Consider the following 23081-nt stretch of genomic DNA (forward strand, 5'->3'; position numbering starts at 1 on the left):
CCCGAGGTGTTTACAGCTCTTTTTTCATGTGTTTCTCGATCTCTTCCAGTGATTTGCCCTTGGTTTCCGGCAGGCAGAAGAACACAAACAGTAGAGAGCCGACGTTGATTACCGCAAAGACAAAGAACGTGGGGTTACCCAGTGTGTCCAGCGCCATTGGGAACAGAAATGCTACCGCTGCGTTGAACAGCCACTGCATGGACACCGCCGTACCGGTCAGCAGGCCGCGGATCTGCGAAGGAAACAATTCAGACATAAGCAGCCAGTAAACCGGCGAAATGCACATCTGCATGAACAGCAGGAACAACAGGATGCAGGCGAGGGCGGCGTAACTCTGGGTCAGGTTCTGCGGCATGAATTGCAATACGCAACCCAGTGCGATCTGGGCCAGAATCACTGTCACCAATCCGGTCATCAGCAAATGGCGACGGCCATAACGCCCAATGGCCCAGATGCCCAGCAGGGTTGCGATGACCGAGACGACGCCGTTGCCGATGGTGGCTGTCAGAGCGGCATTAGTGCCCATGCCAGTGGTCTTGAGAATGATAGGGGTGTAATACATGAAGGCGTTCACGCCCGTGAACTGAGCGGTGAAACCCAAGCCAATGCCGATAAGCAACAGCTTGATTATCCATCCCTGACGCAGCAGCTCGGAAACAGGCGGACGCTTGCGGGCGTTTTCCTTCTGCGACCTCATTTCTTCGACTTCGCGCTTGGCCTCTTCAGGCGTGTCGCGCAGCTTTTCCAGCACATCCTGGGCATCGTTAAAGCGCCCTTTGGCGGCGAGCCAGTGCGGAGAAGGCGGGACGAAGAATGTGCCGACCAGCAGCAAAATACCGGGCAGCATGGCGATAGCCAACATGTAGCGCCAGATGTGCGACGAGCTCAGCAAGGCCGCCATCAGAGCACTGAGGACGTAGGCCAGCAATTGACCGCTGACGATCATCAGTTCGTTGCGGCTGACCAGTCTGCCACGTTTTTTCGGGCCGGCAATTTCCGCAATGAACACCGGTACCGTGGCTGAGCCGCCACCGACCGCGATGCCCAGCACAAAGCGAGCGGCAACCATGAACGGAATCGACGGTGCGATGGCGGTACCCAAGGCTCCCGCGATGAATAGCAGTGACAGCAGGCGCAGGGTAACGCGGCGCCCGTAACGGTCGGACAGATAACCACTGCCCAGCGATCCGAACGCTGCGCCGACAATCAGCGAGGACGTGATTAGCCCCTCGGTAAAAGCATTCAGCCCTAGTCCGCCCTGTTCAACAGGCAGCGTCATGAAAGGCAGCGCACCGGCGATGATGCCGGTGTCATAGCCGAACGCCAGGGCACCCATGGTTGCAACGAGTACGGAAATGAATACCAACCTGCGGGCCGAAATATGCTGCCCGCCTTTATCGCCGCCCAAGGAGGCGGTTGTCGTGTTTGAGGACATGAACTGCAGATCCTTTGATTGAACGATGACGCGGCTGGGCAGGGGACGTTCCGATGCTGGTGCAGATTGACGGAAAATAGCCTTGCCAGACCGCTGGCTTGAAGGCTTAGGGGGTGGTCAGTCGGGCTAGTTCCGTAAAAACCGGAAACATATTGAATTAAAGGTTAATCGTTTCAGCGTGCGGGATTGCGCGCGTGTAATGTTGCCGGGTTTTGGCGCAAGCAATGAGCAGCTTGAGAGCAGACGTGGGACCGGTATTGGGCGAAGGGCGGTTTGTCCGCCGAAGAAAATTGAGCGAATACCCCGACGTCCTTCAGGCTGAAACAGTTCCTGCAGATTTTCGTAGGTTCTGTGGGAGCCGGGCTTGCCCGCGATTGGGTTTACAGATTATCGCTGGCAATCCCGGCCCACAGGTCCTGCGCAGTCCTGCGTCAGGCCCGAATGCGCGCCATGGTCAGGGCATCGGTGAACTGACCATCACGAACGGCATAATCACGCAGCAGCCCTTCGGTTTCGAAGCCTAGCTTTTCATAGAGAATCACTGCCGCCTGATTGTCTGAATAAACCATCAGCTCGACCCTGCGCAGTTTCATCCAGTTATCAGCCACTTCCAGCAACGCAGTCAAAAGCTGTTTGCCGATGCCCTGGCCTTGCCAGTCCTGCGCGACGGCCATGCCGATCGAGCCACAATGACTGCGGCGGATGCGGGAAAACTGCTCCAGCGAGCCTTGCCCAACCACGGTCCCTTCATGCAGTGCCACGAGGCTGATCAGTCGTTCGTTACTGCTGTCCAGCCGTTTACGCCAGATGTCAGCGGATTGAAAAGGCATTTGCAGGACTTGCCGGGCAACTGCAGGGACGTTGTACAAAGCGGTTACGCTTTCGGCGTGGGCCTCGGTAAAACGTTCGACAACGATGGCAGAGGACGGGGCGCGCATTGGCATTCATTCCTTAAGTGCGGGTGCGGCCCGTCAGTATACGGCAGCCGTGTGTAACAAGGCTTGCATAGGCTTCTTCAGCGAACGCAGAACGTTTTTGCGTCCCAAGGGTCAATCTGTTTGCAATTAGCCAGTACCTGCAGAAACTGCGATGATTGCGTTTGTTTGCCAGCACTCCAGACTCAGCGGTTCTCTTGCGCTGATTCGGCCGATGATCTTCGTCCTGTGACGCCTTAGCAGTCAGTAAATGCCCATGACCCCCCTCATCAGCCCGACTTCACGCACGCTTCCCGGCGGCGAGACCGGCGCAGCCATCAGAGCTATTGATTGGGCTGCTACCCCCCTCGGTCCTATGCAGAATTGGCCTGCGCCGATACGGTCGGCGTTGAGCATCATGCTTAACTCACCCGAAAGCCTGTATCTGCTCTGGGGGCAGGATCTCAATTTCTTTTTTAACGATGCCTACCGGCCCATTCTAGGCCCGCGTCTTGAAGGGGCCTTGGGGCAGAGCGTCACCACACTCTGGGCTGACGCGTGGGAGCAGGTGCGTCCGGTAGTGGAGCGTGCTTTTGCTGGCGAATCCAGTCGTTACGAAAATCAGCCGATCAGCATGGCGCGCTACGGCGTTGAAGAGCAGACCTGGTGGACATTTTCATTTTCGCCGATCTACGACGAGCTCGAAGAGTCGGTGCTCGGCGTTTTGTGCCATACCGTCGAAACCACTCATTCGGTGCGCGTTGACCAGCAACTCAAGTCCAGCGACGAACGTTACCGTGCACTGTTCAGCAACATTGATATCGGCTTCTGTGTGCTGGAAGTGTCGTATGCAGAAGATGCATTGGCGGGCTGCCATCTCGTTGAGATAAACGCTGCCTTCGAGAGCATGACCGAGCTTAAACAGCAGATCGGCCAAAGTCTGCGGGACATCGCCGAAGGGCGTCCGGTGCCCTGGTTTGAGGTCTATGCACGAGTTGTATTGAGCGGCAAATCGATGGGCTTTAATGCTCCCGCTGTTGCCCTCAACGGGCGCTGGTATGAAATTTACGCCTACAAGATCGATGACTATGCCCAGAACCGCATTGCGATGCTGTTCAAGGACGTGACTGAAGCCCTGCGTATCGAATCCTCGTTGCGGGATACCGAAGAATTCAACAGCCGCGTATTGGCCAGCAGTAACGACTGCATCAAGGTTATTGATCTGGATGGCAACCTGGCGTTCATGAGCGAAGGCGGTATGCGTGTCATGGAAGTCAGCGATTTCAACGCCGTACGCGGGTGCCCTTGGCCCGACTTCTGGCAGGATCAGGGACATATCGACGCCAAGGCAGCCATCGAACGTGCAAAGGCCGGTTTGTCTGGACGCTTTCAGGGCTTTGCCAACACCTATCTCGGCGCGCCGAAGTGGTGGGATGTGCAGGTGACGCCGATGTTCGATGCCGCAGGCGCGGTGGAGAAGATCCTCTGCATTTCTCGTGATATCACCGCCACTCGTGCTGCGGAAGAAGATTTGCGCAAGCTTAATGCCACGCTCGAAGAGCGGGTTGAAGCCCGAACTCAGGATCGCGACCGTATCTGGCGGCTGTCCACTGACCTGATGCTGATCGCCGAATTTGACGGTGCCATAACGGCAGTTAATCCGGCCTGGAGTCATCTGCTGGGCTGGGCTCCCGAGGAGCTGGTTGGCAGATCGTTTCTGGAGTTTTTGCACCCGGATGACGAGCTGAGCACAGCGGCCGCTGCGGGGAAGCTTTCTCAAGGCATCAGCTTCTCCAGCTTTGAAAACCGCTATTTGCATAAGGATGGTTCGTACCGCTGGATATCCTGGACGGCTGTACCTGATCAGTCCTATATCCATGCCGTCGGCCGCGATGTTCAGGCCGAACGCGAGGCAGCAGAAGCATTGCGCCGCACCGAAGCCGCATTACGCCAGTCGCAGAAGATGGAAGCGGTTGGTCAGTTGACCGGTGGTGTGGCCCACGACTTCAATAACCTGCTGACAGTGGTCAAAGCTTCAACCGATCTGCTCAAGCGTAATCTGGACGAGGAACGACGTCGGCGCTACATCGACGCGATCTCCAATGCGGTTGATCGGGCGAGCAAACTGACCGGGCAACTGCTGGCGTTTTCCCGTCAGCAAACCCTGCGTCCTGAAGTCTTTGACGCAGGCAAGAGCGTCCGGGCCATCGGCGAGATGATCAGTTCACTGACCGGTGCACGGATCGAAGTGGTGGTCGAGCTTCCAGCGCAGCCTTGCTACATCAATGCCGATGCCGGGCAGTTCGACACTGCGCTGATCAACATGGCGGTCAACGCCCGGGATGCCATGAACGGCGAGGGCACGTTGAGGATTTGTGTCGAGCCGGTAGGCCATATACCCGCTCGACGGACCCATGCTGCCGTGGTTGCCGATTATGTGGCGGTTTCATTGATCGACACCGGTTCGGGAATCGCACCGGACTTGCTGGATCGCATTTTCGATCCGTTCTTCACCACCAAGGATGTCGGTAAAGGCACAGGACTTGGTCTGTCACAGGTCTTCGGCTTTGCCAAACAGTCCGGGGGCGAAGTAATCGTCGAGAGCGAGTTTTGCGAGGGCAGTAAATTTACCCTCTATCTGCCTCGGTCCATCGCCACGCCGAGTGCGGAATATGCGGCACTGGATATGGAACTGCAGACTAGCGGCGAAGGCGCCCGGTTGCTGGTGGTTGAGGACAACCCCGAAATTGGCGATTTTTCCAGCCAGACGTTGCGAGAACTCGGCTACGACATTCACTGGGTCAGGAATGGGGTCGAGGCCTTGGCGGTACTGGCAGAGCGGGCTGATACCTTTCAGGCAGTATTTTCCGACGTAGTAATGCCAGGCATGAACGGTGTGGAACTTGCTCTTGAAGTCCAGAGATTGTATCCGCAGCTGCCGATTGTTTTGACCAGTGGTTACAGTCCCGCTCTGGCTCAGGGAAACTCCCAGGGCTTTACGTTTCTGCAAAAGCCGTATTCGGTTGAAGCGCTGGCCCGGCTGCTGCGTAACGAGATAAGTGCGCGGCAAGGTGGTTGCTGAAATACTTGTCTGTAGGAGCTGCCGAAGGCTGCGAAGCATTTCTCCTGACACACCGCGATCGCAGCCTTCGGCAGCGCCTACAGATTCGAGGTTTGCGACAGCGCAGTGCCATGGACAGCTAACGTAACTCTCGTGGCGTGCTCCCCCCACGCCGCTGTTGCAGTAATTCAATCTGCTCCGCCGGCAGCAACTGCCGAAGGCTCTTGTAGAGCACGCGGGTTTCCAGCAGGTTCCAGACCCTAAGCATGGTTTCCAGTGCGTCCAGTGGTTTGCTGATGAAGTCCCTTGCACCTAAAGCCAGAGCGCGTATCCGTGTATCACGAGTCGCATCGGCGGTGAGTACCAGAATGGGTAAATACTCATGGGGCGGGATACGCCGCCCCAGTTGTTCGAGCACGGCAAAGCCATCAAATTCAGGCATGTGCAGGTCCAGGATTACCAGATCCGGCTCGAAGCTATTGAACAGCTCCAGTGTGTGCGTAGGCTGGGTAGTGCTCAGGACGTTAAGCAGTCCTTCACGGGCGAGTAACTGCTCCATCAGTTCGAGATTGGCGCGCTGATCGTCAATCAGCAGGATACGAAGGTCTTGAGTCATACAGGCTCCGTGAGGAACTGATCAATCTGGTCGTAGAACATCCGGACGTTGATCGGCTTGACCAGAATGGCTGTGGCGCCCGCTTCGCGTAGCACCTTGTGAGTCATCGGCGTGGCGTCGGCGGTCATCATCAGGATCGGGATATTTGCAGTTTGTACAGCGCGACGCAGGCGGCGCAGTATTTTGATGCCGGAGATATCAGGAAGATTGATATCCAGAAGAATCAGGTCCGGCGCATGTCGCGTAGCCAGATCCAGGCCCATCTGTCCCTGCATGCTTGAGAACAGTTGAATGCCCGAGCGCCGCTGCAGCAAGGTTTCTATGAGTGTCAGGCTGGCCAGGTTGTCTTCGATACACAGCACACTGGCCCGATAGGGCGCAGAAGTTGGCTCCGGGTTATCAATCACTGTGCTGATTTGCGACGCGACCACAGCCGTCTCCGGCTTAATGACGGCGTGGGGCAAACTTAAAATGAAACTGCACCCCTCATCTGTAGCGCTGAGTACCTGAAGGCTGCCGTCCATCATTTCCAGAAGATTCTTGCTCAGTGCCAGGCCAAGACCGGTGCCCTCAACCTGATGGTCGGCGTTCAGACGTTCAAAGGGCCGGAACAATTTGTGCAATTGATCCTTGGCAATGCCGGGGCCCGTGTCCGATACCGTCACCGAGAGCATCTGGCCACTGCGGGTTACCTGGAGGGTGACTTCACCCTCTGTGCGGTTGTATTTGATGGCATTGGAGAGCAGGTTCAGCAGCACCTGCATCAATCGCTGGCGGTCGGCGATTACACCTTCGTCGGGGCGTATGACTGGCAGGGGAGCAATACGGATCCGCGCTTCACTGGCCATAGGTGCAACCAGCGCCAGCGCTTCGTGCAGGACGGAGCCTAGCGCAATGCGCTCCAGATTGACCGGCAGGTGCCCTGACTCGATACGGGCAATGTCGAGGACCTCATTGATCAGGGTCAGCAGGTGCTGGCCCGCCTTGAGGATATGTCCGATCTGCTGACGCTGTGTCGGCAGTGGATCAATTTCCAGCAGTTGCGCAAAGCCGAGAATCGCATTCAAGGGGGTGCGCAGCTCATGGCTCATGCGTGACAGGAACTCACTTTTGGCGCGGCTGGCGCGCTCGGCTTCTTCCCGGGCTGCGCTCAAAGCGATTTCGGCGGCATGACGGTCGCTGATATCCCGGGTGACCTTGGAAAAACCGCGCAAGGTGCCGCTGGCATCGTACTGGGCGCTGATAACCACACTGGCCCAGAAGCGGCTGCCATCCTTGCGGCGTCGCCAGGCCTCTTCCATGAAATAGCCTTTGTTTCGGGCTTCTCGCAAAGCCATTTCCGGACGCTGAGGGCACTGCTCCGGCAAATAGAAAACGGAGAACGGCTGACCGATGATTTCCTGTTCGCTGTAGCCCTTTATTCGCTCTGCTCCGACATTCCATGTCGTGACACGGCCGCTGGCATCCAGGGCGAAAATACCGTAATCCTTGACCGCGTCGATGATCAGTCGCAAGCGTTCTTCGTTATCCCGTAACGCGCCTTCACGCTGGGCCAGCAGGTGCGCGGCCTCCACCAGACGGGTGCCCAATTGGCCTATTTCGTCCTTTTCCGCAGGTTGCGGCATCAGTGGATGACCCGCAGCCAGCAATTGCGCGTTGCGCTTCACATGCTCGACCCGGCTGACGATGCCTCTGGACAGCAAAAGCATTGCCGCGACAGCGGCGAATACCCCGCAGCAGGCGGCCAGAAACGTGGCGAACACCAGCCGCTCACGGGTTTCAGCAGCGGCTGCGGTACGTTCTTCCAATAATGTGGCTTCACGGTTGCGCATGGCGCTGATCTGTTCTCGCAAGGTGTCGAGCACCTGTTTGTTGCTCACGAGAATATCGGTGACAAGCGCCGGGTCTTTACCGTTGCCCTCACGCAGTTTTGCCAGGGCCCCCAGCTTGATGTTGATCAGCGGAGTGATGAGTTGCAGGCGATCACGAATTTCAGGGTCACGAACGTTGGCATCCAGACGCTGCAAGGCCGCATCAATCAATGGCCGCGCGCTGTTGTAGGCTGGCAGAAAGTCTTCGCGATGGGTGAGCAGATACCCACGTTCGCTGGCGGCTGCCTCGGCGAGAAGGGTGTGAACCGTTTGAATATCTCCTTGCACCAGCAGCACCCGGCGGACATCTTCTTCGGCACGAGCGGTCTGCCGTTCGGCGAGGTAAATCAGCACCAGTGAGGACAACAGGATCACCAGCGGCAGGGCGATTGCGATCAGCGCCTTGCCCCTGAGTGGCAAATCCGACCAGCGACTCATGTCCAGTTTCCGTCAGGCTGGGCAACCAGCCCCAGGGCTATGCCGCGCACCGCAGCCTGGGTTCGGTCAGAGGCATCAAGCTTGCTGATGACGCGTTCGACATGGGCCTTGACGGTGCCGGTGGCGATACCCAGTTTTTCGCCAATCTCACGATTACTGAATCCTCCGGCAACCAGTCCCAAAACCTGACGCTCTCGTTCGGTGAGGTTTTCCCGAGGCGCTGAACCGGCGGCCCGGCGGGTGGCGATACGTCTCAGCAGACGTGCACTCATCGCGCTGTTCAGCGCGTCCTCTCCGGCTGCGACCCGACGCAGAGCATTGATGACCTCCTCGCGACTGGCGTCCTTGAGCAGATAGCCAGCAGCCCCGGCTGCAATAGCCGCTTCCAGATGATCCGGACTGTCGTCCATGGTGAACATCACCACTTTCAGTTCCGGCATGCGTTGTTGCAGCAGGCGTGCGGCACCGAGGCCGTTGAGGATCGGCATGCGCACATCAAGGATGGCGATATCCGGGCGCAGGCGTTCGCAAAGCTCCAGGGCTTCCTGACCATCATTGGCTTGCCCCACGACTTCAAACTCCGGATGTCCAGCCAACAGCGAGATGAACCCTGCGCGGGTCACTTCATGGTCGTCTGCCATGACCAGTCTTATTGTTCTGTTCATGCCGGGACCTCGTTGTTGCCCAGCGGGACAATGGCACTCAAACGTGTACCTTTGCCCGGCTGACTGGCACATTCAAACCGGCCACCGACAAGGTGAGTGCGCTCCTGCATGGCCGTCAGTCCCAACCCTTCCGTCGAGCCATTTCTCGATGCTTGCCGGGCTGCAAACCCTCGACCCTGATCTTCAATCAGCACGGCAACTTCTGCGCCGCGCATTTGCAGGGCAAGCCTGACACTGCAGGGACCGGCATGCTTGAGGACGTTGTTGATGGCTTCCTGTGCAATGCGGAATAAGGTGATTTCAATGACATCGGGCAATCGCTCGGCATATTTGGCCGTCCATTGCACGGCGTGACCCGCTTCGCGCAAGCGATCCGCCTCCTTGTCTATGGCCTGAAGAAGACCGAAGTCATCCAGCACAACCGGACGCAGGCCGCCGATGAGTTGTCGACCCTCGCCGACACAGCGTTGCGCCAGTTGCAGAATCGTTGACAGCTCCTGACTCAACGGCCCAGAGAGGTCAGGGCATTGGCTGGCAAAACCTTGCAGGCGTTGGTGAAGACCTGCCAGGGTTTGTGCCAGCCCGTCATGCAGGTCGTAGGCGACCCGTTTGCGCTCATCTTCCTGAGCACTGAATAAACGATGAACCAGCTCGGACATGGCCCGCTCGCGTGCCGACAGCGCATCGAGCAAACGACTGTTTTCCAGATGTGCCGCGAGCAGGGTGGCCAGCAGTTGAAGAGACTGCAGGTCTTCGGTATCAGGCGCTGCAATGTTCGCGCTGTTGGCCAGCAGCAGGGCCGCGAAGGGCTCGCCGTCGGCACCCAGTAGGGGTAGATGCAATACGCAGGGGATTTCTGCACAAGGCTGAACTCGCCATTCCGGCGTCAGGATGGTCCTGTCGAGGAGTGTCGTCAGTGTCTGAAAGCGTTGTGGATTGCCATGGCTGGCGCTCAACCTCGAGGGCGTCTCGCCGGTCCATTCAAGCAGAATGCCCTGATCCAGCGCCAGAAATGCACAGGCTCTCTGTACTGCGCGTTGGCGCATTGAGGAGGGCGAAAGGCGGGTCAGTTCGTGGCCGGTGTCGACGAGCAATCTCAATCGCGCGGCACGACTTTCCCATTGACGGTACTGACTGCGCAGATTGAGCGCGCTGGCCGGATCATCGGAAGGCTTGTGCATGTACTGCTCCAACACAGGGGCCGGATCCATTCGGCAAAAAGTGGCGCCATTAGACCTTTTCCGGTGTGGTGCCGCTATCTGCCAAATGGCATAGACAGATCGCACCAATCGGCTGATTGCCGCACGTTCGAGACGCGGCACAGTAGCTCCACCAAAAGCCGATAGGAATACCGTAAATGAAGCTGAACATAAAAATTTCTGCTGTGGCGCTGATCGCTATTCTGGCAACGCCCCTGGTCCATGCTGTCGACACTGCGCCGGTCAAACCGCATTCCTACACGGAGATCGCCCCGCAACCGACTGATGTCAAAGATCGTGAAATCGCCGCGCTGTTCGAGCGCTGGAATCGTACGCTGCAGACGGGTGACTCCGTCAAGGTAACCGCTCTTTACGCGAAGAACGCAATCCTGCAGCCCACTGTATCCAATAAAGTGCGCACTACACCTGCGGAGATCAAGGATTACTTCGACCACTTCCTGGTGCTGAAACCAGTCGGGGTCGTCAACTTCCGTGAGATTCGTCGCCTGAATGAAAACAAGGCGCTGGACACCGGCGTGTATACCTTCACGCTTACCGAGGCTGACGGCAGCAAACGTCAGGTGCAGGCACGCTATACCTACCTCTATCAGAAGATTAATGGTGAATGGCTGATCCTGAATCATCACTCTTCGGCCATGCCACAGCAGGGATGAGGGCCCGCTCGTCAGTTACGCTGCACTTTGCGAGCTGCCCTGCTTCTTAAGTGAGTAGCCCAACGCCGTTGGGCATTTACCAGGAGGTGAGTATGGCGACCAATCAGCGTGACCCCGAGCAGAATCTGGGTTTTGACCCGGACTCTCCTGACCTGGCAGACCCGCAGGTCGATCCGGTGGGGCCAGCAGAGTCTCCTGAAGATGGGCATGACCTTGACGAGGACAAACGCGTGAATGGCGACGACAAGTACCCGCCCTATAAGAGCGGCGAGTAACTCTCGCACACACGAGTTAGCGAAGGTCAGGCGCTCAAAAGGAAAGGGCTGCCCATCATTGTCAGCATGATCTGTTCGGCTGAAAGCGGTCGGCTTAGAAAGAAGCCCTGTGCCTCATGGCAACCGTAGCCCCTGACCAGATCCATGCACTTGAAGGTTTCGATTCCCTCTGCAACGGTTCGATAGCCCAACTGATGCGCCAGCTGAAAAACAGATTGAGCAATGATGCGGTTGCGTGGTTTGTTTTCCAGATCGGTAATGATCGACTTGTCCAGCTTGATCACGTTTGCCGGGATTTCATGCAGGTAAGCGAAGTTGCTGTAGCCTGTACCAAAGTCGTCGATGGCGACATCCACGCCAAGCGCGCGAATCTCCGCCAATTGGGCCAGCACATTGTTGCTGGCCCTTATCCATTCACCTTCGGTTATCTCAACCTCGACCCGATGCGGGCCGATGTTGTGTTTTTCGCAGTCCGCTTTCAACGCCTTTGCGATATCGATGTGCTGAAAGTCCAGGGCTGAAAGATTGAGCGAGACCTTGGCCTCGCTGTCGGTCCAGCCAGCAGCGGCAGCCAGGGCATTGTCGATAACCCAGCGAGTCACAATGCTGATTTGCCCGGAACGTTCAATCAGCGGGATGAACTCAGCGGGGGATACCGGTCCGAAAACTGGGTGATTCCATCGAAGCAATGCTTCGGCGCTGACCTGACGGCCATCCTCAAGTCTGAAGCGTGGCTGGAATACCAGCGAAATATCGCCTCTGGAAAGCGCGCCAGCGACATCGTGAATCAGGGCGTCGGAGCGACGAGACGCGCAATTCGGGTTTTCATCCCAGACAGCCCAGTCAATTCCATCCCGGGCGGCTAAGTCCGCTGCGGAGCGGGCCTTGCGCAGCAGATCACCGATTGATTGTTTTCCATCTCCGCATACAGCAATGCCTATGCGAAGACCGGGCAAGGTGGATATCGAATCTTCGGCGCAGGGTTCGCAAACCATTGTGCTGAGGGTAAGGATCAACTCGCTTTGATCCTGAGGTCTGGCAGGAATCAACAGGCACAAGTGGCGCTCGCTGATATGGTAAGCCGTCAGCTCTTCACCCAGCGCCTGGCTAAGGCGAGCGGTGATGTCCTTCGCCTTTGCATCAATGAGTCCGGAGTCTTGTTCAAGCGCAAAGCCATGAGCCCACTGGCTTTCAAGAATCTCGACAACCATCAGTACCCGTGTTGAAGCCTCAGCATCCAGCCATGGACCTGCGTTGTCGGTCAGAAACTGGCGCAGATTGGGCAGACCGCTTGTGGCATTGCACATGCTGGTCTGTTGTCGCTGTTCGATCTGCGAAATCACCATCTCGGCCAGATCCTGAAGGACCAGTGTTTCGGCATGGCTGAGTTGATGAGGAAATTTGTCGATGAGGCACAGGCTGCCTATTGCATGCCCGTCACGCGTGATCAGGGGGGCTCCGGCGTAGAAACGGATGCCGCCATCAACCGTCACCAGCTCATTATCCATGAAGCGTGGATCAGCGCAGGCATCAACGACCTGCATGACGCCTTCCTGCTTTATCGTGTGCGCGCAGAAAGACTGATGAATAGGGGTTTGCGGCTTCGGAAAGCCGACTCTGCCCGCGAACCACTGACGATCCTTCTCTACCAGCGACACCAACACGGTGGGTACGTTGAAATAGGCTGAAGCCAGTCGGCAGATGCGATCAAAGTTCTCGTCAGCGGCGGTTTCCAGCCACTGGATGGCGCGGATCGCCGCGAGACGTTGTTTTTCGGCTTGTAATGATAATTGCATAGACGTTCCGGACAGCCGCAGAGTGGTCTCGGTATTGAGAGGCCTTGTGCCATCATAGCTGGGACGGCTTACTCTGCAGAAGGTTTCCTACGAACGGCACTATTTTCACTTTATGTGAGGTTCGTTCAGCTTGCGGCAGCGGGGGATTTGCCTGTAACCAGCCGCAATGCGCTGGAAATGCTGCCAACAGCCGCAAAACCGGCACCAATGGCAAGCGCCAGAACCGGTCCATGTTCGCCGCTGATACCGAAGCTCAATGCGACCAGTGCTGCGCCTGTCGCTTGCCCGATCAGGCGTGCGGTGGCGATCGTGCCACTGGCACCGCTGGCTCGCTCTTTTGGAGCGCTGGTCATCAGAGCCTTTTGGTTTGGCGCCTGGAAGAACCCGAAACCGAGCCCGCAGATGATCATGCGAATACCGATTTCCCACGCACTGGCGTCGGCGGGAATCATCGTCAGCGAAATCATCCCCGCGCATAAAATCGCCAACCCGATACCGCCCAGCATCCCTGGCGCATAGCGGTCTGACAGGCGTCCGGCAATGGGCGCGATCATAGCCACGACCACCGACCATGGAGTCATCAGAAATCCGGTCTGGATCGGGTCGCGGCCCAGAACGGTTTCGAAAAAGAACGGCAGCGAGACAAAGGCCAGCCCCTGGGTGGCAAATGAACAGAAAGCGGTGAGGGCGGAGAGGGCGAACATCGGCCGCTTGAGCAAATCCAGCGGGAACATCGGCGCCGGGTGACCGGCTTCGCGGCGCAACATCAATGCGCCCGCGATCAGAAAGGCTGCCAGAGCGATCAACACACTGGTTTTTGAGCCCAATTGGGCCGCTTCACCCAGAGCGTATATCAGTGCGCCGAAAGTAATCACGTTGAGCACAGCGGTCAGACGATCGAAAGTCAGGGTGCCCGGCTTACTGGCGGGTAAAGAGTTCCAGGCGAATACCAGGGCGAAGATCCCGAGCGGCAGGTTGATTGCAAACAGCCAGGGCCAGTTGGTGACCGACAATACTAAAGAGGCGATGGTGGGACCGGCTGCAAATGAAGTGCCCACCACCAGCGCGTTCATGCCGAGCCCTCGGCCCAGGCGTTCGTGAGAAAAGATCGAACTGATCAGCGCCGCATTGACCGCCATGATGGCGCTCGCTCCCAGCCCCTGCATGACTCGGGCGATGGTCAGGGACGGCAGCGACCAGGCAAAGGTACACAGCGCCGAAGACAACACGAAAAGAATCAGTCCGCCCAGATAAACCTTGCGATGGCCGATGACGCCGCCTAGCGCGGCAAATGGCAGCAAAGTCGCCACAGCGGCGAGCTGGTAGGCGTTGATAACCCATACCGAAGCGGCAGGCGATGCATTCAAGTCAGCTGCGATGCTGGGCAATGCTGTATTGGCGATGGCCGTATCCAGCGTGGCGAGGGCAATAGACAGGAGAATGGCGACCATCCCGCGAAACTCACGAGATGTCAGCCGGGTGGGTGAAGAGGCTTGATCCATTACCAGCAGGGCTCCGTATATTCGAGCAGGGATGCCTGCGCTATGCAGACGCTAGAGTGATCCTGCTGTTTTACACGGCTGCTGCGCAACGGTTTGTTGCAAAATGTTTTCAACGCTAAAGGCACATGAGCTGTAGGAGCTGCCGAAGGCTGCGATGCAGTTTGTCAGGTAAACCGCGATCGCCGCCCCGGCCACTCCTGGAGGAATGGGTTCAGATCAGAAGAGCCATTTCGTCCCTCAGCTCAGCAAATCAGTCCCCAACTGGAATGCTACCCACAACGCCAGACCTGTCGCGAATACCAGAGCAATGTTCTCGAACAGGTTGTTGCGGTATTGCTTGTCGAGCAGCTTTTTCTGGTTGGACATGATCAGCAGGCCCAGAGAAATGATTGGCAGACCAATGATGTTCAGTGCATTCACGCCGATGGTCAGGGTCACGAAGTCCGGCATGCCCGGCAGCGACCACACCAGTGGAGTGACTAGAATGAACAGCATGAACCATTTGTGCATCGGGTCTTTGTGGAACTCCTTCCCGAATTTCTCGCGACGTTTCGGGAGGATGTGCTGGAACGCATCGGTGATCAGCATCGGGAAGGCCGTTGTCTTGCCCGCGATGCTGGCGAATAGCGTTGCGAACACGCCAACAAAGAAGATGTACCAGCCCGCCGAGCCGAAGAACATTTCCAGGGCTTTGCCCAAGTCCTGCAAGTTAGTCACCTGAATGCCGTTCGGACGCAGAATTTCTGCACCCACAACCCAGATAGCCAGGTTGATGATAATGCCGACGAATACCGCAAACAGCAGATCATTACGCTGCATGCGCTTGTGTTCAGGGCCGATCCAGCCTTTTTCGCGCATTACATACGGGTGTACGAAGTTGGCGATGGAGCCGGCAACTGCCCCAATCACCGAAACCGCCACCAGCAGTGCGCCGTGTACACCTTCATCCGGTGGAATGCTGAAACCTATGGTGCCTTTGAGAATGCCGACCATATCCGGCTTGGACATGATTGCCAGTGCCAGAAACGCCAGGGTCATCAGCGCCAGCAAGCCCTTCATGACGCCTTCAATCATGGTGTAGATGTTGCGTCCCACCAACAACCAGACCGCTATCACGACCGCGAAAGAGCACAGCAACGGTTGGTTGATATGCAGCAACATGGCCAGTGCTTCGCCTGCGCCTTTGATCATATAAGCATTGATCAAATGCCCCATGAGCAAGGCGTAGCCGAGCATGAACCAGGCAAAGACGGGATGGAGCTGGGCGTAGCCTTCGAGGATGCTCATGCCCTTGTTATTGCAGAGCTGGAAGCGGGCAATAATGTTGACGATGAGGAATCTGAGGAGCAGCGAAACCGCCAGCACCCACATCATGGCGTAGCCGTAGTTGGCGCCTGCCACTGAAGAGGTGATCAGATCACCGGCCCCCAGCCATGACAGCACCGCGATAATGCCGGGGCCAAGAAGCTTGGTGACTTTGGCAAAGACCGATTCACGCGCAGCAGTAGCTTTTTTATCGACTGAGCTGGTGCTCGTCATAGGAGTATCCCCATTTGTTATTTTTAGTGAGACGGATGCAAGTCGAACATAACGTCAGACGTCGTACAACATCAGATTTTTGATGGAGTGTGTGCAGATGTTTCGGTGGGAGAGGGTAGCGATTGCAACGGTATGCGGGTTTGCAGGACGTGACATATGAAGTTCGACGTGGGGCCGGCTTTAGCCTGAAACAGGCCGATACAGATGACGCATCTGTATCGGTAAAAAAAGCCGCCTTCCCGGTTAAAGCCGGTTCCACGTCAATATGTCAGGGTGGATGCCGTCCTCGACACAGGCATCGCTGATCTAGCCTCCGTCAGTATCAATATCTGCGTCCTTGCCTTGCGTTGGATGCAGGTTGTTGGGGACTTTTTCAGGTTTTTCTTCAGGCTCGTAATCAGGCGTGTACGTGTTGCCACCTGAGTCCTGATTCTGCTCGAACTGGGTGTCAGGCTGACCCTGCGGCCTGCCTTGGGATTGAGAGTCGTACCCTTGAGTCTGTTGCTCCTGGGTCGGTGTATCGGGGGCATTGTCCGGTTTGATTGCCGGGTCGTTGCGGTCGACTGGATCCTGATTTTGATCGCTCATTGTTCACCTCTGATTATTGTTCAGCTGCGATGGCTTACAAAAATCTGAGGACGTCGTTACGGGGTCGTTCGATCAATATGACGACCGGCAACTGATTCGTTATGAATGAGCACCATTCTTGCGGATGGCGCTCAGTTAACAACTCAATCGGAGTCAGCCGTAGAGACGCTCGAACGGCAACCAGCGTGCAAATGCACCTTCTTCCACCCAGGCACGTGCCGCCGCGATGTCCGGGGCGAAATAGCGATCTTCATCGTAGTGGGCGACTTCACTACGGATCATCTCCAGCACTTCGCTGAGTTTTTCCGAGGTGCGCAGCGGTGCGTGCAGGTCTACGCCTTGCGCCGCTCCCAGCAGTTCAATCGCTACCACCGCGCTGCTGTTACCCGCCATATCCAGCAAGCGCCGCGCAGCAAACGTTGCCATGGATACGTGGTCTTCCTGATTGGCTGATGTGGGCAAGCTATCGACCGACGCAGGGTGGGCCAGGGTCTTGTTCTCGGATGCCAAAGCTGCTGCCGTAACCTGCGCAATCATGAAGCCCGAATTCAGACCGCCTTCCTTGACCAGAAACGCAGGCAAGCCGGACAACGCCGGGTCTACCAGCTGTGCGATGCGGCGCTCCGAAAGTGCTCCTATTTCCGAAATCGCCAGGGCCAGCACATCGGAGGCCATGGCGACCGGTTCCGCATGGAAGTTACCGCCTGACAACACGTCGCCATCAGCGCTGAATACCAGCGGGTTATCGGACACCGCATTGGCTTCGCGCAGGAAAACTCCCGCAGCGAAACGCATGTGATCAAGGCATGCGCCCATGACTTGTGGCTGGCAGCGCAGGGAATACGGGTCTTGTACGCGGCCGCAATCCACGTGCGACTTGCGTATCTCGCTGGTAGCCAACAGTTCACGATACAAGACTGCCACGTCGATTTGGCCGGGTTGACCGCGTACCGCCTGAATACGTGGGTCGAACGGTACGTCGGAGCCTTTTAAGGCTTCGACACTCAGGCTACCGGCGACCACGGCTGCGGTGAAAAGCTTTTCCGTGACAAACAGACCACGCAGGGCCAGAGCGGTGGAGACCTGGGTGCCATTGATCAACGCCAGACCTTCTTTCGGGCCCAGTACCATGGGCTCAAGGCCGGCCAGCGCGAGACCTTCGACCGCGTCCATTTCGCGACCCTGATGGCGTACCCGACCCACCCCGATCAGCACGGCTGACATGTGCGCCAGCGGTGCCAGATCCCCTGAGGCACCCACTGAGCCTTGCGACGGGATGCATGGATAAACCCTGGCAGCGTAAAGCGCGCTCAACGCCTGGATGACTTCCCAGCGAATCCCGGAGAAGCCTCGGGCGAGGGAGCCGACTTTCAGCGCCATGATCAGCGCAACGCTGGCGTCATCGAGCAGCGGGCCGGTGCCGGTGCAGTGTGAAAGCAGCAGATTACGTTGCAGTCTGGCCAATGATTCGGTGGGGATCGACGTGCGTGCCAGCAGGCCAAAGCCCGTGTTAATGCCATACACGGTGCGTTGGTTGGCAATGATTTCGTTCACAGTGCGGGTGCTGGCGTCGACCACTTCACGGGCAGATGGATCAAGCTCGAAAGGGCTTTGCTGCTGATAAATGGCGCGCAACTGATCGAGATTGAACTGACCTGGCTTGAGTAGAAGTGCTGCTGGCATGGTGCGCTTTCCTGCTTGAGTTGTAGTTTTTGCCGAACCGGCCCGGGGATTATCCACGAGGTCGAGTACGTGAGTTATATCATCCTGTATATACAAGATAAGGCAAAAGCCGGGCCAAGCAAATATGTTCCCGGTTTTGTTGGACTGTAGAGGATTTGTATTGGTGGGCTGCGGCGTGCCTGTCACCGAAGGTGGCATCGACTGGTGCGGGATGCCCGGCTTTGGGGCGGCTGGAAACGTTTGAGTAGCATGAATGAGTTCTGCAGGATCGCGATCCTGCAGGTGACGCCAAAGAATTTCTGTGGGAGCAGAGCTTGCTCGCGATAAGGCCGGGCGCGGTTCACTTCAGATCGCGTCCAACCTTATCGCGAGCAAGCTCTGCTCCCACAAAGGCTCGAACCGTTATTTTTTCCCGGCCAACGCCTGTGTCACCTGCCCGATATTGCCCTGCAACTCGGCCAGTGGGTCTTCACTATCCAGTGCCAGGACCAACAACTTGCTGCCTGCCGCTGTAATTGCAGCTTTCACCGGCTCCGGCGGCTGGCGATGATCCAGGACCAATGCCACATCGTTTTCCTTGAGGGTGTCGGTCAGCTTTTTCAGGGCTTCGGGCGTCCATTGATCGTCGGACAGTACTTGCGTGCCCACCAGTTCCAGGTTCAGGCCGCTGATCAAGTAGCTCAAATGGTCGGAGAGGCTGACCACGCTGAGGTTGTCGGCGCTGGCCAGGCCCGTTTCGCTGTCGGCAGTCAGTTTCAGCAGTTGCTGTTTCAGGGTCGACAGATTGGCTTCGATGCGCGGTTTGGCGGCGGGGGCGAGGCGCACCAGATCGGCAGCCATGACATCCGCCATGCGCCCCATATTGTTGCTGGAAAGCCACGGTTGGCTGTTCAGGCCATCCACGCCCTGGCCCGGCTGCACGGCAATACCTGGCAAGCTGCCGTCCACTGGACGTGCGGCGTCGATTTCGACGATGCGGATATTGCTGCGTCGTGCATTGGGATACAGCGGATCATCGGCCCAGATGGAGCGCAGACCGATGACTGCATCGGCATCCACCGACAATTTACGCAATGCGTCGACACCGCGACCGGTGAAGTACGCGGTCTGGCGTGAACCGGGCAGGTTGGCTGCTGCGGCGCGCTCCAGCACCACGCCGCTGTCCTTGAGCAGGATTTGCCCAAGGCCAAAGGTGATCGGCAGGCTGGCCAGCACGCGCACAGGTTTCTGATTCTCAGGCGCAGTGGCTGCGGCGTGAGCGTTGGCGGCAAACAGGCCGGTAATAGCAAGTGCAAGGGTCAATTTACGCAACATTTATCCAATATTCCCTTTGAGGCTCGGTACGGTGCCGCGAGCGATGGCGGCCAGGGCGAACGCCATACCTGCAACCAGAATGATCGCCGCGCCGGACGGTACAGGCAGGTCGAAAACGATCGGCAACAGAATGCCGCACAATGTGCTGACGGTAGCAATGGCCACCGATATCCAGAAGAACCCTTTCAGCGACTGACTGAGCAGGCGGGCGGCAGCGGCCGGGATCACCAGCAGTGCGCCCACCAGAATTGCGCCGATTACCTTCACTGAGGCGACGGTAATCAGCGTCACCAGAATCACGAACAGGTAGTCCAGCGTTTTGACCGCAACGCCGCGCACAGCCGCGAGCTGCGGGTTGAAGCTGGCCAGCATGATCCGGTTGTACAGCGGCAGGCTCAGGCCCATGACCATTGAACCCACCACCGCCAGCACCAGAAGATCGCCGCCGTTGACGGTCAGTACCGAGCCGAACAGCACGTTCTCCAGAATATGGATGTTGATCTTGCCTGCCAGAATCAACAGCAGGCTGGCGCCGAAGGCCAGCGATACCGAGAGGAACACGCCGATCAGTGTATCCGGTGCCAGACCCGTGCGATTACGCAAGTAATTGAGGACGATGCCGAACAACAGGCAATAGCCAAATAGCGCGCCGTACGGACTGGTGTAGGGTTCACCCAGCAGGATGCCGACGGCGACACCGGTCAGCGCAGCATGGCCCACGGCTTCGGAGAAAAACGCGAAGCGCTTGACCACCACCAGAGTACCCAGACCACCGAGGACCGGGCCGATCAGCAACCCGGCCAGCAATGCGTTGACCACGAAGCCGTAGGCCAATGCTTCCGGCAGATAACCGGACGACGCCAACCCTTGAATGAAAAGGCGAAACTGCTCGTAGTCCATCAGGCAGCGCTCCCTTTGTCGGTATCAACAGCGCGAGGATGGGCAGAGAACAAGGTCAGCAGGCGATCCGGGGTCAGTGCGGTGTTTGCCGGTTCGTCGAACAGCACCCGGCGATTCAGGCCGGTGACTTTATCCGCCAGCCTTTTCACCGCTTCCAGATCGTGCTCGATCCAGAGCACAGTGATACCTGCCTTGCGCCAGTCACCCAGCAGACGTTCGAACACTTGAATGCCTGCTTCATCCAGAGCTGACATGGGTTCATCGAGCACCAGAAGTTGTGGCGCCGGGATCAAGCCCTGAGCCAGCAGCACGCGCTGGCGTTCACCACCGGACAACGCGCCCATGCGCCGCTTGCGTTTATCCTGCATGCCGACTCGCTCCAGCGCCTCACCGATGGCCGCAGCGTAATGTTTCGACAGACCGAGAAACGCCGGACGACGCTGACACATGGCGGCCATGAAATCATCAACGGTGATCGGCAGGCCACGGTCGAACTCCAGCGCCTGAGGCACATAGCCGATGAGTCCCGGCGAACCCGGCCATTGCAGGCTCAACTGGCCCTGATGAGGCATCTGGCCGAGCATGGTCTTGATCAGCGAGCTTTTGCCTCCGCCGTTCGGGCCAACCAGAGCATGAATGCTGCCAGGGCTGACTTTGAAACTGACGCGATCGAGAATCGCGGTGCGGCCCAGGGTCAGGCTGACATCGGCGAATTCCACGCCCGGTCCGTTGCCTGTGAGCGTGATCTTTTCAGCCGCGGTCATGCTCCGGACTCCTGAATGGCGCGCACAACGGTATTCAGATTGCCTGCCATTTCCTTCTCATACTTGTCGGCGGTGTATTCACCGTAGGAAATGTGCGAAAGCGGATAGAGCTTTACACCGGATTCGCGCTGGATGGTTTCGACGTAGGTGGACGGAAAGTCCATCTCCGAGAAAATCACCTTCACGTCCAGCTCCCGCAATTGATCGATGGTTTTCTTCAACTGGCTCGGGCTCGGCTCGATGCCGTGAGCGGGCTCGACCACCGCAGTCACTTCCAGACCGAACTCACGCAGCAGGTAGTCGTAAGCGGCATGCACGGTAGCCACCCGCAAATCGGCGTTGGGTGCTTTGGTCAGTTTGGCCAGCGCATCAGCGCGCATCTGGCGCAGGCGTTTGCCGTAGGCGCGGGCGTTGGTGGTGTAGGTCTTGGCGTTGTCGGGGTCAAGCTTGCCCAGCTCCCGGGCAATATTGTTGACCTGCGCGATGGACGCACTGATGGACAGGAAGGTGTGCGGGTTGACCACTTTGCCGGCGCCCCGAGCAGCCACGCCGGTTGCGGCCAGCAACGGCACGTCGGCGTTGGCTTCGATCACCGGGATATCCGGTTTTTCGCTGGCAGCGATCATGCGGTCGGCGAAATCATCGTGACCTACGCCGTTGAGCACCACCACGTCGAGCGAACCGATGCGCTTGATGTCGTCGGCACGTGGTTCGTAAGCGTGTGGGTTGAAGCCTGCCGGAATCAATGGCACGACCTCGGCCTTGTCACCCACGATATTGGCGACATAGCTGTAATAAGGATGAAGGGTGATACCAATCCGCAAGCGCTTCGCGTCGGCATGGGCCAGTGGCGAGAGGAGGGTGGCCAGCAGGCCGACCAGTACCACGCGCAGCAGTGGGCGGCGTTTCAGAGAAATAGGCATGGGCAAGCAGTCTTCTTTCAAATGAGTGCGAAGGGATCAGTGTTTGTGCTGGCGAGTCACGCCTGCATCGAAATGGGCGACGACTTGCTTCCAGCCCGAACCGATCAGGGCCTTGTCGCCGACATCGGTAATGTCCTGACTCAGCGAAGGACTGCGATTGATCCAGATGTCAGCTTGAGCATCGTCAGTCGCTCCGATACGCAACAGAAAAGATCCTGCAACGGTGGGGTTCTGGCTCACTCCGAGGTAAGACTTGTCGATCATTCGCCAGGCATGACCGCCACGGCTGACCGAACTCGCGTCCTCGACAAACGGGGCGAGACCTTCCTCGCTGAGTTGCTGCGGCGTCACCGGCGTGACTTGCTCGGGGGCCAACAGGCGAATTTCGTCCAGCGTGACGCGCAGGTCGGCATAGATACCTTGTTCGGACGCCGTCAGGTCTCGCCGGGCATCCAGCTCATGGGCTGCCACGCTTTGCACGTCCTGGCGTTCCCCGTGCCAGCCTATGACCGTCCCGGCAACCAGCAGAATGATCAGGCACAACGCCAATACATAAAGCGTTTCGTGACCGGCCCCTGCCGGACGGACGACTTGATGGGTCGGCGTACTCATGGGGCTTCGATATCCGCTTGGTCGATTTCCACCACGTGACCAGGGCCCGCGTCGAACAGGACATAAAACTCGGAAGCGGGTTTTTTGAAGGTGACTGTCGAGTCTTCACCCAGCTTGCCGGGCACCAGAATGGTTTCGTCGTAGCCGATCACGTCAAGGGTCACGCCCGGCGCGCCGCTGCCATCCGAAAAGCCGCCGGTGCAGCGAATCTGTTCGTTATCGATCTGTTTGCACTCGCACATCGGGTTATGGGCCAGCGCATTGCTGCTCAGACCCAGGCCGATCAGCCCCATTGTCATCAAGGGCAGTGCG

The 23081-nt window shown here is 57.8% G+C and carries 20 protein-coding genes; 3 read left to right on the top strand and 17 right to left on the bottom strand.

The window, feature by feature from the left end:
- Positions 1 to 10 precede the first annotated feature (10 nt).
- On the bottom strand, positions 11 to 1435 hold the full coding sequence (locus tag KDX30_RS20635; RefSeq protein ID WP_231677367.1) for a sugar porter family MFS transporter: 1425 nt from the start codon (positions 1433 to 1435) through the stop codon (positions 11 to 13).
- Positions 1436 to 1866: 431 nt separating this feature from the next.
- Positions 1867 to 2379 (bottom strand): GNAT family N-acetyltransferase, encoded by a 513-nt coding sequence (locus tag KDX30_RS20640; protein ID WP_080238327.1) that lies wholly within the window; start codon positions 2377 to 2379, stop codon positions 1867 to 1869.
- 247 nt (positions 2380 to 2626) lie between these two features.
- Between KDX30_RS20640 and KDX30_RS20645 the strand changes: the two genes are divergently transcribed.
- Positions 2627 to 5431, top strand: coding sequence for a PAS domain-containing sensor histidine kinase (locus KDX30_RS20645; protein WP_231677368.1), 2805 nt, complete (start codon positions 2627 to 2629; stop codon positions 5429 to 5431).
- A 118-nt stretch (positions 5432 to 5549) separates the two neighbouring features.
- Here the strand turns inward: KDX30_RS20645 and KDX30_RS20650 are convergent, their stop codons facing one another.
- Genes KDX30_RS20650 through KDX30_RS20665 form a run of 4 tightly spaced genes read right to left on the bottom strand, consistent with a single transcriptional unit; the run spans position 5550 to position 10181 of the window.
- Positions 5550 to 6026 (bottom strand): response regulator, encoded by a 477-nt coding sequence (locus KDX30_RS20650; protein ID WP_099268620.1) that lies wholly within the window; start codon positions 6024 to 6026, stop codon positions 5550 to 5552.
- Positions 6023 to 8335 (bottom strand): ATP-binding protein, encoded by a 2313-nt coding sequence (locus tag KDX30_RS20655; protein WP_231677369.1) that lies wholly within the window; start codon positions 8333 to 8335, stop codon positions 6023 to 6025. The genes KDX30_RS20650 and KDX30_RS20655 overlap by 4 nt, the downstream gene beginning before the upstream one ends.
- Positions 8332 to 9000: a response regulator gene (locus KDX30_RS20660; RefSeq protein ID WP_027902411.1), complete on the bottom strand. Its 669-nt coding sequence runs from the start codon at positions 8998 to 9000 to the stop codon at positions 8332 to 8334. Before KDX30_RS20660 ends, KDX30_RS20655 begins: the two co-directional genes overlap by 4 nt.
- Positions 8997 to 10181: a sensor histidine kinase gene (locus KDX30_RS20665; protein WP_231677370.1), complete on the bottom strand. Its 1185-nt coding sequence runs from the start codon at positions 10179 to 10181 to the stop codon at positions 8997 to 8999. The genes KDX30_RS20660 and KDX30_RS20665 overlap by 4 nt, the downstream gene beginning before the upstream one ends.
- Positions 10182 to 10363: 182 nt before the next feature.
- Here KDX30_RS20665 and KDX30_RS20670 point away from each other — a divergent pair, with 182 nt between their 5' ends.
- Together KDX30_RS20670 and KDX30_RS20675 are read left to right on the top strand one after the other, a co-directional pair.
- Positions 10364 to 10873, top strand: a complete 510-nt coding sequence (locus tag KDX30_RS20670; protein ID WP_231677383.1) for an SgcJ/EcaC family oxidoreductase — start codon at positions 10364 to 10366, stop codon at positions 10871 to 10873.
- Between the two features lie 92 nt (positions 10874 to 10965).
- Positions 10966 to 11148, top strand: coding sequence for a DUF6021 family protein (locus KDX30_RS20675; protein ID WP_231677371.1), 183 nt, complete (start codon positions 10966 to 10968; stop codon positions 11146 to 11148).
- Between the two features lie 26 nt (positions 11149 to 11174).
- On the opposite strand, the gene KDX30_RS20680 is transcribed toward KDX30_RS20675, so the two are convergent.
- From KDX30_RS20680 to KDX30_RS20730, 11 genes are all read right to left on the bottom strand, one after another.
- Positions 11175 to 12944, bottom strand: a complete 1770-nt coding sequence (locus tag KDX30_RS20680; protein ID WP_231677372.1) for a sensor domain-containing diguanylate cyclase — start codon at positions 12942 to 12944, stop codon at positions 11175 to 11177.
- Positions 12945 to 13069: 125 nt separating this feature from the next.
- Positions 13070 to 14395 (bottom strand): MFS transporter, encoded by a 1326-nt coding sequence (locus KDX30_RS20685; protein WP_231677384.1) that lies wholly within the window; start codon positions 14393 to 14395, stop codon positions 13070 to 13072.
- 288 nt (positions 14396 to 14683) lie between these two features.
- Positions 14684 to 15985 (bottom strand): Nramp family divalent metal transporter, encoded by a 1302-nt coding sequence (locus tag KDX30_RS20690; RefSeq protein ID WP_231677373.1) that lies wholly within the window; start codon positions 15983 to 15985, stop codon positions 14684 to 14686.
- A gap of 306 nt (positions 15986 to 16291) precedes the next feature.
- Positions 16292 to 16573 (bottom strand): hypothetical protein, encoded by a 282-nt coding sequence (locus tag KDX30_RS20695; protein ID WP_049827168.1) that lies wholly within the window; start codon positions 16571 to 16573, stop codon positions 16292 to 16294.
- Positions 16574 to 16726: 153 nt separating this feature from the next.
- Positions 16727 to 18256 (bottom strand): histidine ammonia-lyase, encoded by a 1530-nt coding sequence (hutH, locus tag KDX30_RS20700; RefSeq protein WP_231677374.1) that lies wholly within the window; start codon positions 18254 to 18256, stop codon positions 16727 to 16729.
- Positions 18257 to 18658: 402 nt separating this feature from the next.
- Positions 18659 to 19570: a metal ABC transporter substrate-binding protein gene (locus KDX30_RS20705; RefSeq protein ID WP_231677375.1), complete on the bottom strand. Its 912-nt coding sequence runs from the start codon at positions 19568 to 19570 to the stop codon at positions 18659 to 18661.
- Positions 19571 to 20470, bottom strand: coding sequence for a metal ABC transporter permease (locus KDX30_RS20710; RefSeq protein WP_231677376.1), 900 nt, complete (start codon positions 20468 to 20470; stop codon positions 19571 to 19573).
- Positions 20470 to 21234 carry a metal ABC transporter ATP-binding protein gene (locus KDX30_RS20715; protein ID WP_231677377.1) on the bottom strand — a complete coding sequence of 255 codons (765 nt, stop codon included), beginning with the start codon at positions 21232 to 21234 and terminating at the stop codon, positions 20470 to 20472. The genes KDX30_RS20710 and KDX30_RS20715 overlap by 1 nt, the downstream gene beginning before the upstream one ends.
- The gene (locus tag KDX30_RS20720; protein WP_122396131.1) at positions 21231 to 22157 is read right to left on the bottom strand and encodes a metal ABC transporter substrate-binding protein; all 927 of its coding nucleotides are present in this window, start codon (positions 22155 to 22157) and stop codon (positions 21231 to 21233) included. Before KDX30_RS20720 ends, KDX30_RS20715 begins: the two co-directional genes overlap by 4 nt.
- Positions 22158 to 22193: 36 nt before the next feature.
- Positions 22194 to 22769 (bottom strand): DUF6162 family protein, encoded by a 576-nt coding sequence (locus KDX30_RS20725; RefSeq protein ID WP_231677378.1) that lies wholly within the window; start codon positions 22767 to 22769, stop codon positions 22194 to 22196.
- A complete protein-coding gene (locus KDX30_RS20730) occupies positions 22766 to 23068 on the bottom strand; it encodes a hypothetical protein (protein WP_099268941.1) in 303 nt (100 codons plus the stop codon). Before KDX30_RS20730 ends, KDX30_RS20725 begins: the two co-directional genes overlap by 4 nt.
- Positions 23069 to 23081 lie beyond the last annotated feature (13 nt).

Origin of the sequence: Pseudomonas quasicaspiana (assembly GCF_021147825.1) — a bacterium.
GTDB classification, from domain to species: Bacteria; Pseudomonadota; Gammaproteobacteria; order Pseudomonadales; family Pseudomonadaceae; genus Aquipseudomonas; species Aquipseudomonas quasicaspiana.

Coding starts and splice junctions, on each gene's coding strand:
- KDX30_RS20635 (WP_231677367.1), bottom strand. CDS start 1,435: ATGTCCTCAAACACGACAACCGCCTCCTTGGGCGGCGATAAAGGCGGG.
- KDX30_RS20640 (WP_080238327.1), bottom strand. CDS start 2,379: ATGCCAATGCGCGCCCCGTCCTCTGCCATCGTTGTCGAACGTTTTACC.
- KDX30_RS20645 (WP_231677368.1), top strand. CDS start 2,627: ATGACCCCCCTCATCAGCCCGACTTCACGCACGCTTCCCGGCGGCGAG.
- KDX30_RS20650 (WP_099268620.1), bottom strand. CDS start 6,026: ATGACTCAAGACCTTCGTATCCTGCTGATTGACGATCAGCGCGCCAAT.
- KDX30_RS20655 (WP_231677369.1), bottom strand. CDS start 8,335: ATGAGTCGCTGGTCGGATTTGCCACTCAGGGGCAAGGCGCTGATCGCA.
- KDX30_RS20660 (WP_027902411.1), bottom strand. CDS start 9,000: ATGAACAGAACAATAAGACTGGTCATGGCAGACGACCATGAAGTGACC.
- KDX30_RS20665 (WP_231677370.1), bottom strand. CDS start 10,181: ATGCACAAGCCTTCCGATGATCCGGCCAGCGCGCTCAATCTGCGCAGT.
- KDX30_RS20675 (WP_231677371.1), top strand. CDS start 10,966: ATGGCGACCAATCAGCGTGACCCCGAGCAGAATCTGGGTTTTGACCCG.
- KDX30_RS20680 (WP_231677372.1), bottom strand. CDS start 12,944: ATGCAATTATCATTACAAGCCGAAAAACAACGTCTCGCGGCGATCCGC.
- KDX30_RS20685 (WP_231677384.1), bottom strand. CDS start 14,395: ATGGTCGCCATTCTCCTGTCTATTGCCCTCGCCACGCTGGATACGGCC.
- KDX30_RS20690 (WP_231677373.1), bottom strand. CDS start 15,985: ATGACGAGCACCAGCTCAGTCGATAAAAAAGCTACTGCTGCGCGTGAA.
- KDX30_RS20695 (WP_049827168.1), bottom strand. CDS start 16,573: ATGAGCGATCAAAATCAGGATCCAGTCGACCGCAACGACCCGGCAATC.
- hutH (WP_231677374.1), bottom strand. CDS start 18,256: ATGCCAGCAGCACTTCTACTCAAGCCAGGTCAGTTCAATCTCGATCAG.
- KDX30_RS20705 (WP_231677375.1), bottom strand. CDS start 19,570: ATGTTGCGTAAATTGACCCTTGCACTTGCTATTACCGGCCTGTTTGCC.
- KDX30_RS20710 (WP_231677376.1), bottom strand. CDS start 20,470: ATGGACTACGAGCAGTTTCGCCTTTTCATTCAAGGGTTGGCGTCGTCC.
- KDX30_RS20715 (WP_231677377.1), bottom strand. CDS start 21,234: ATGACCGCGGCTGAAAAGATCACGCTCACAGGCAACGGACCGGGCGTG.
- KDX30_RS20720 (WP_122396131.1), bottom strand. CDS start 22,157: ATGCCTATTTCTCTGAAACGCCGCCCACTGCTGCGCGTGGTACTGGTC.
- KDX30_RS20725 (WP_231677378.1), bottom strand. CDS start 22,769: ATGAGTACGCCGACCCATCAAGTCGTCCGTCCGGCAGGGGCCGGTCAC.
- KDX30_RS20730 (WP_099268941.1), bottom strand. CDS start 23,068: ATGACAATGGGGCTGATCGGCCTGGGTCTGAGCAGCAATGCGCTGGCC.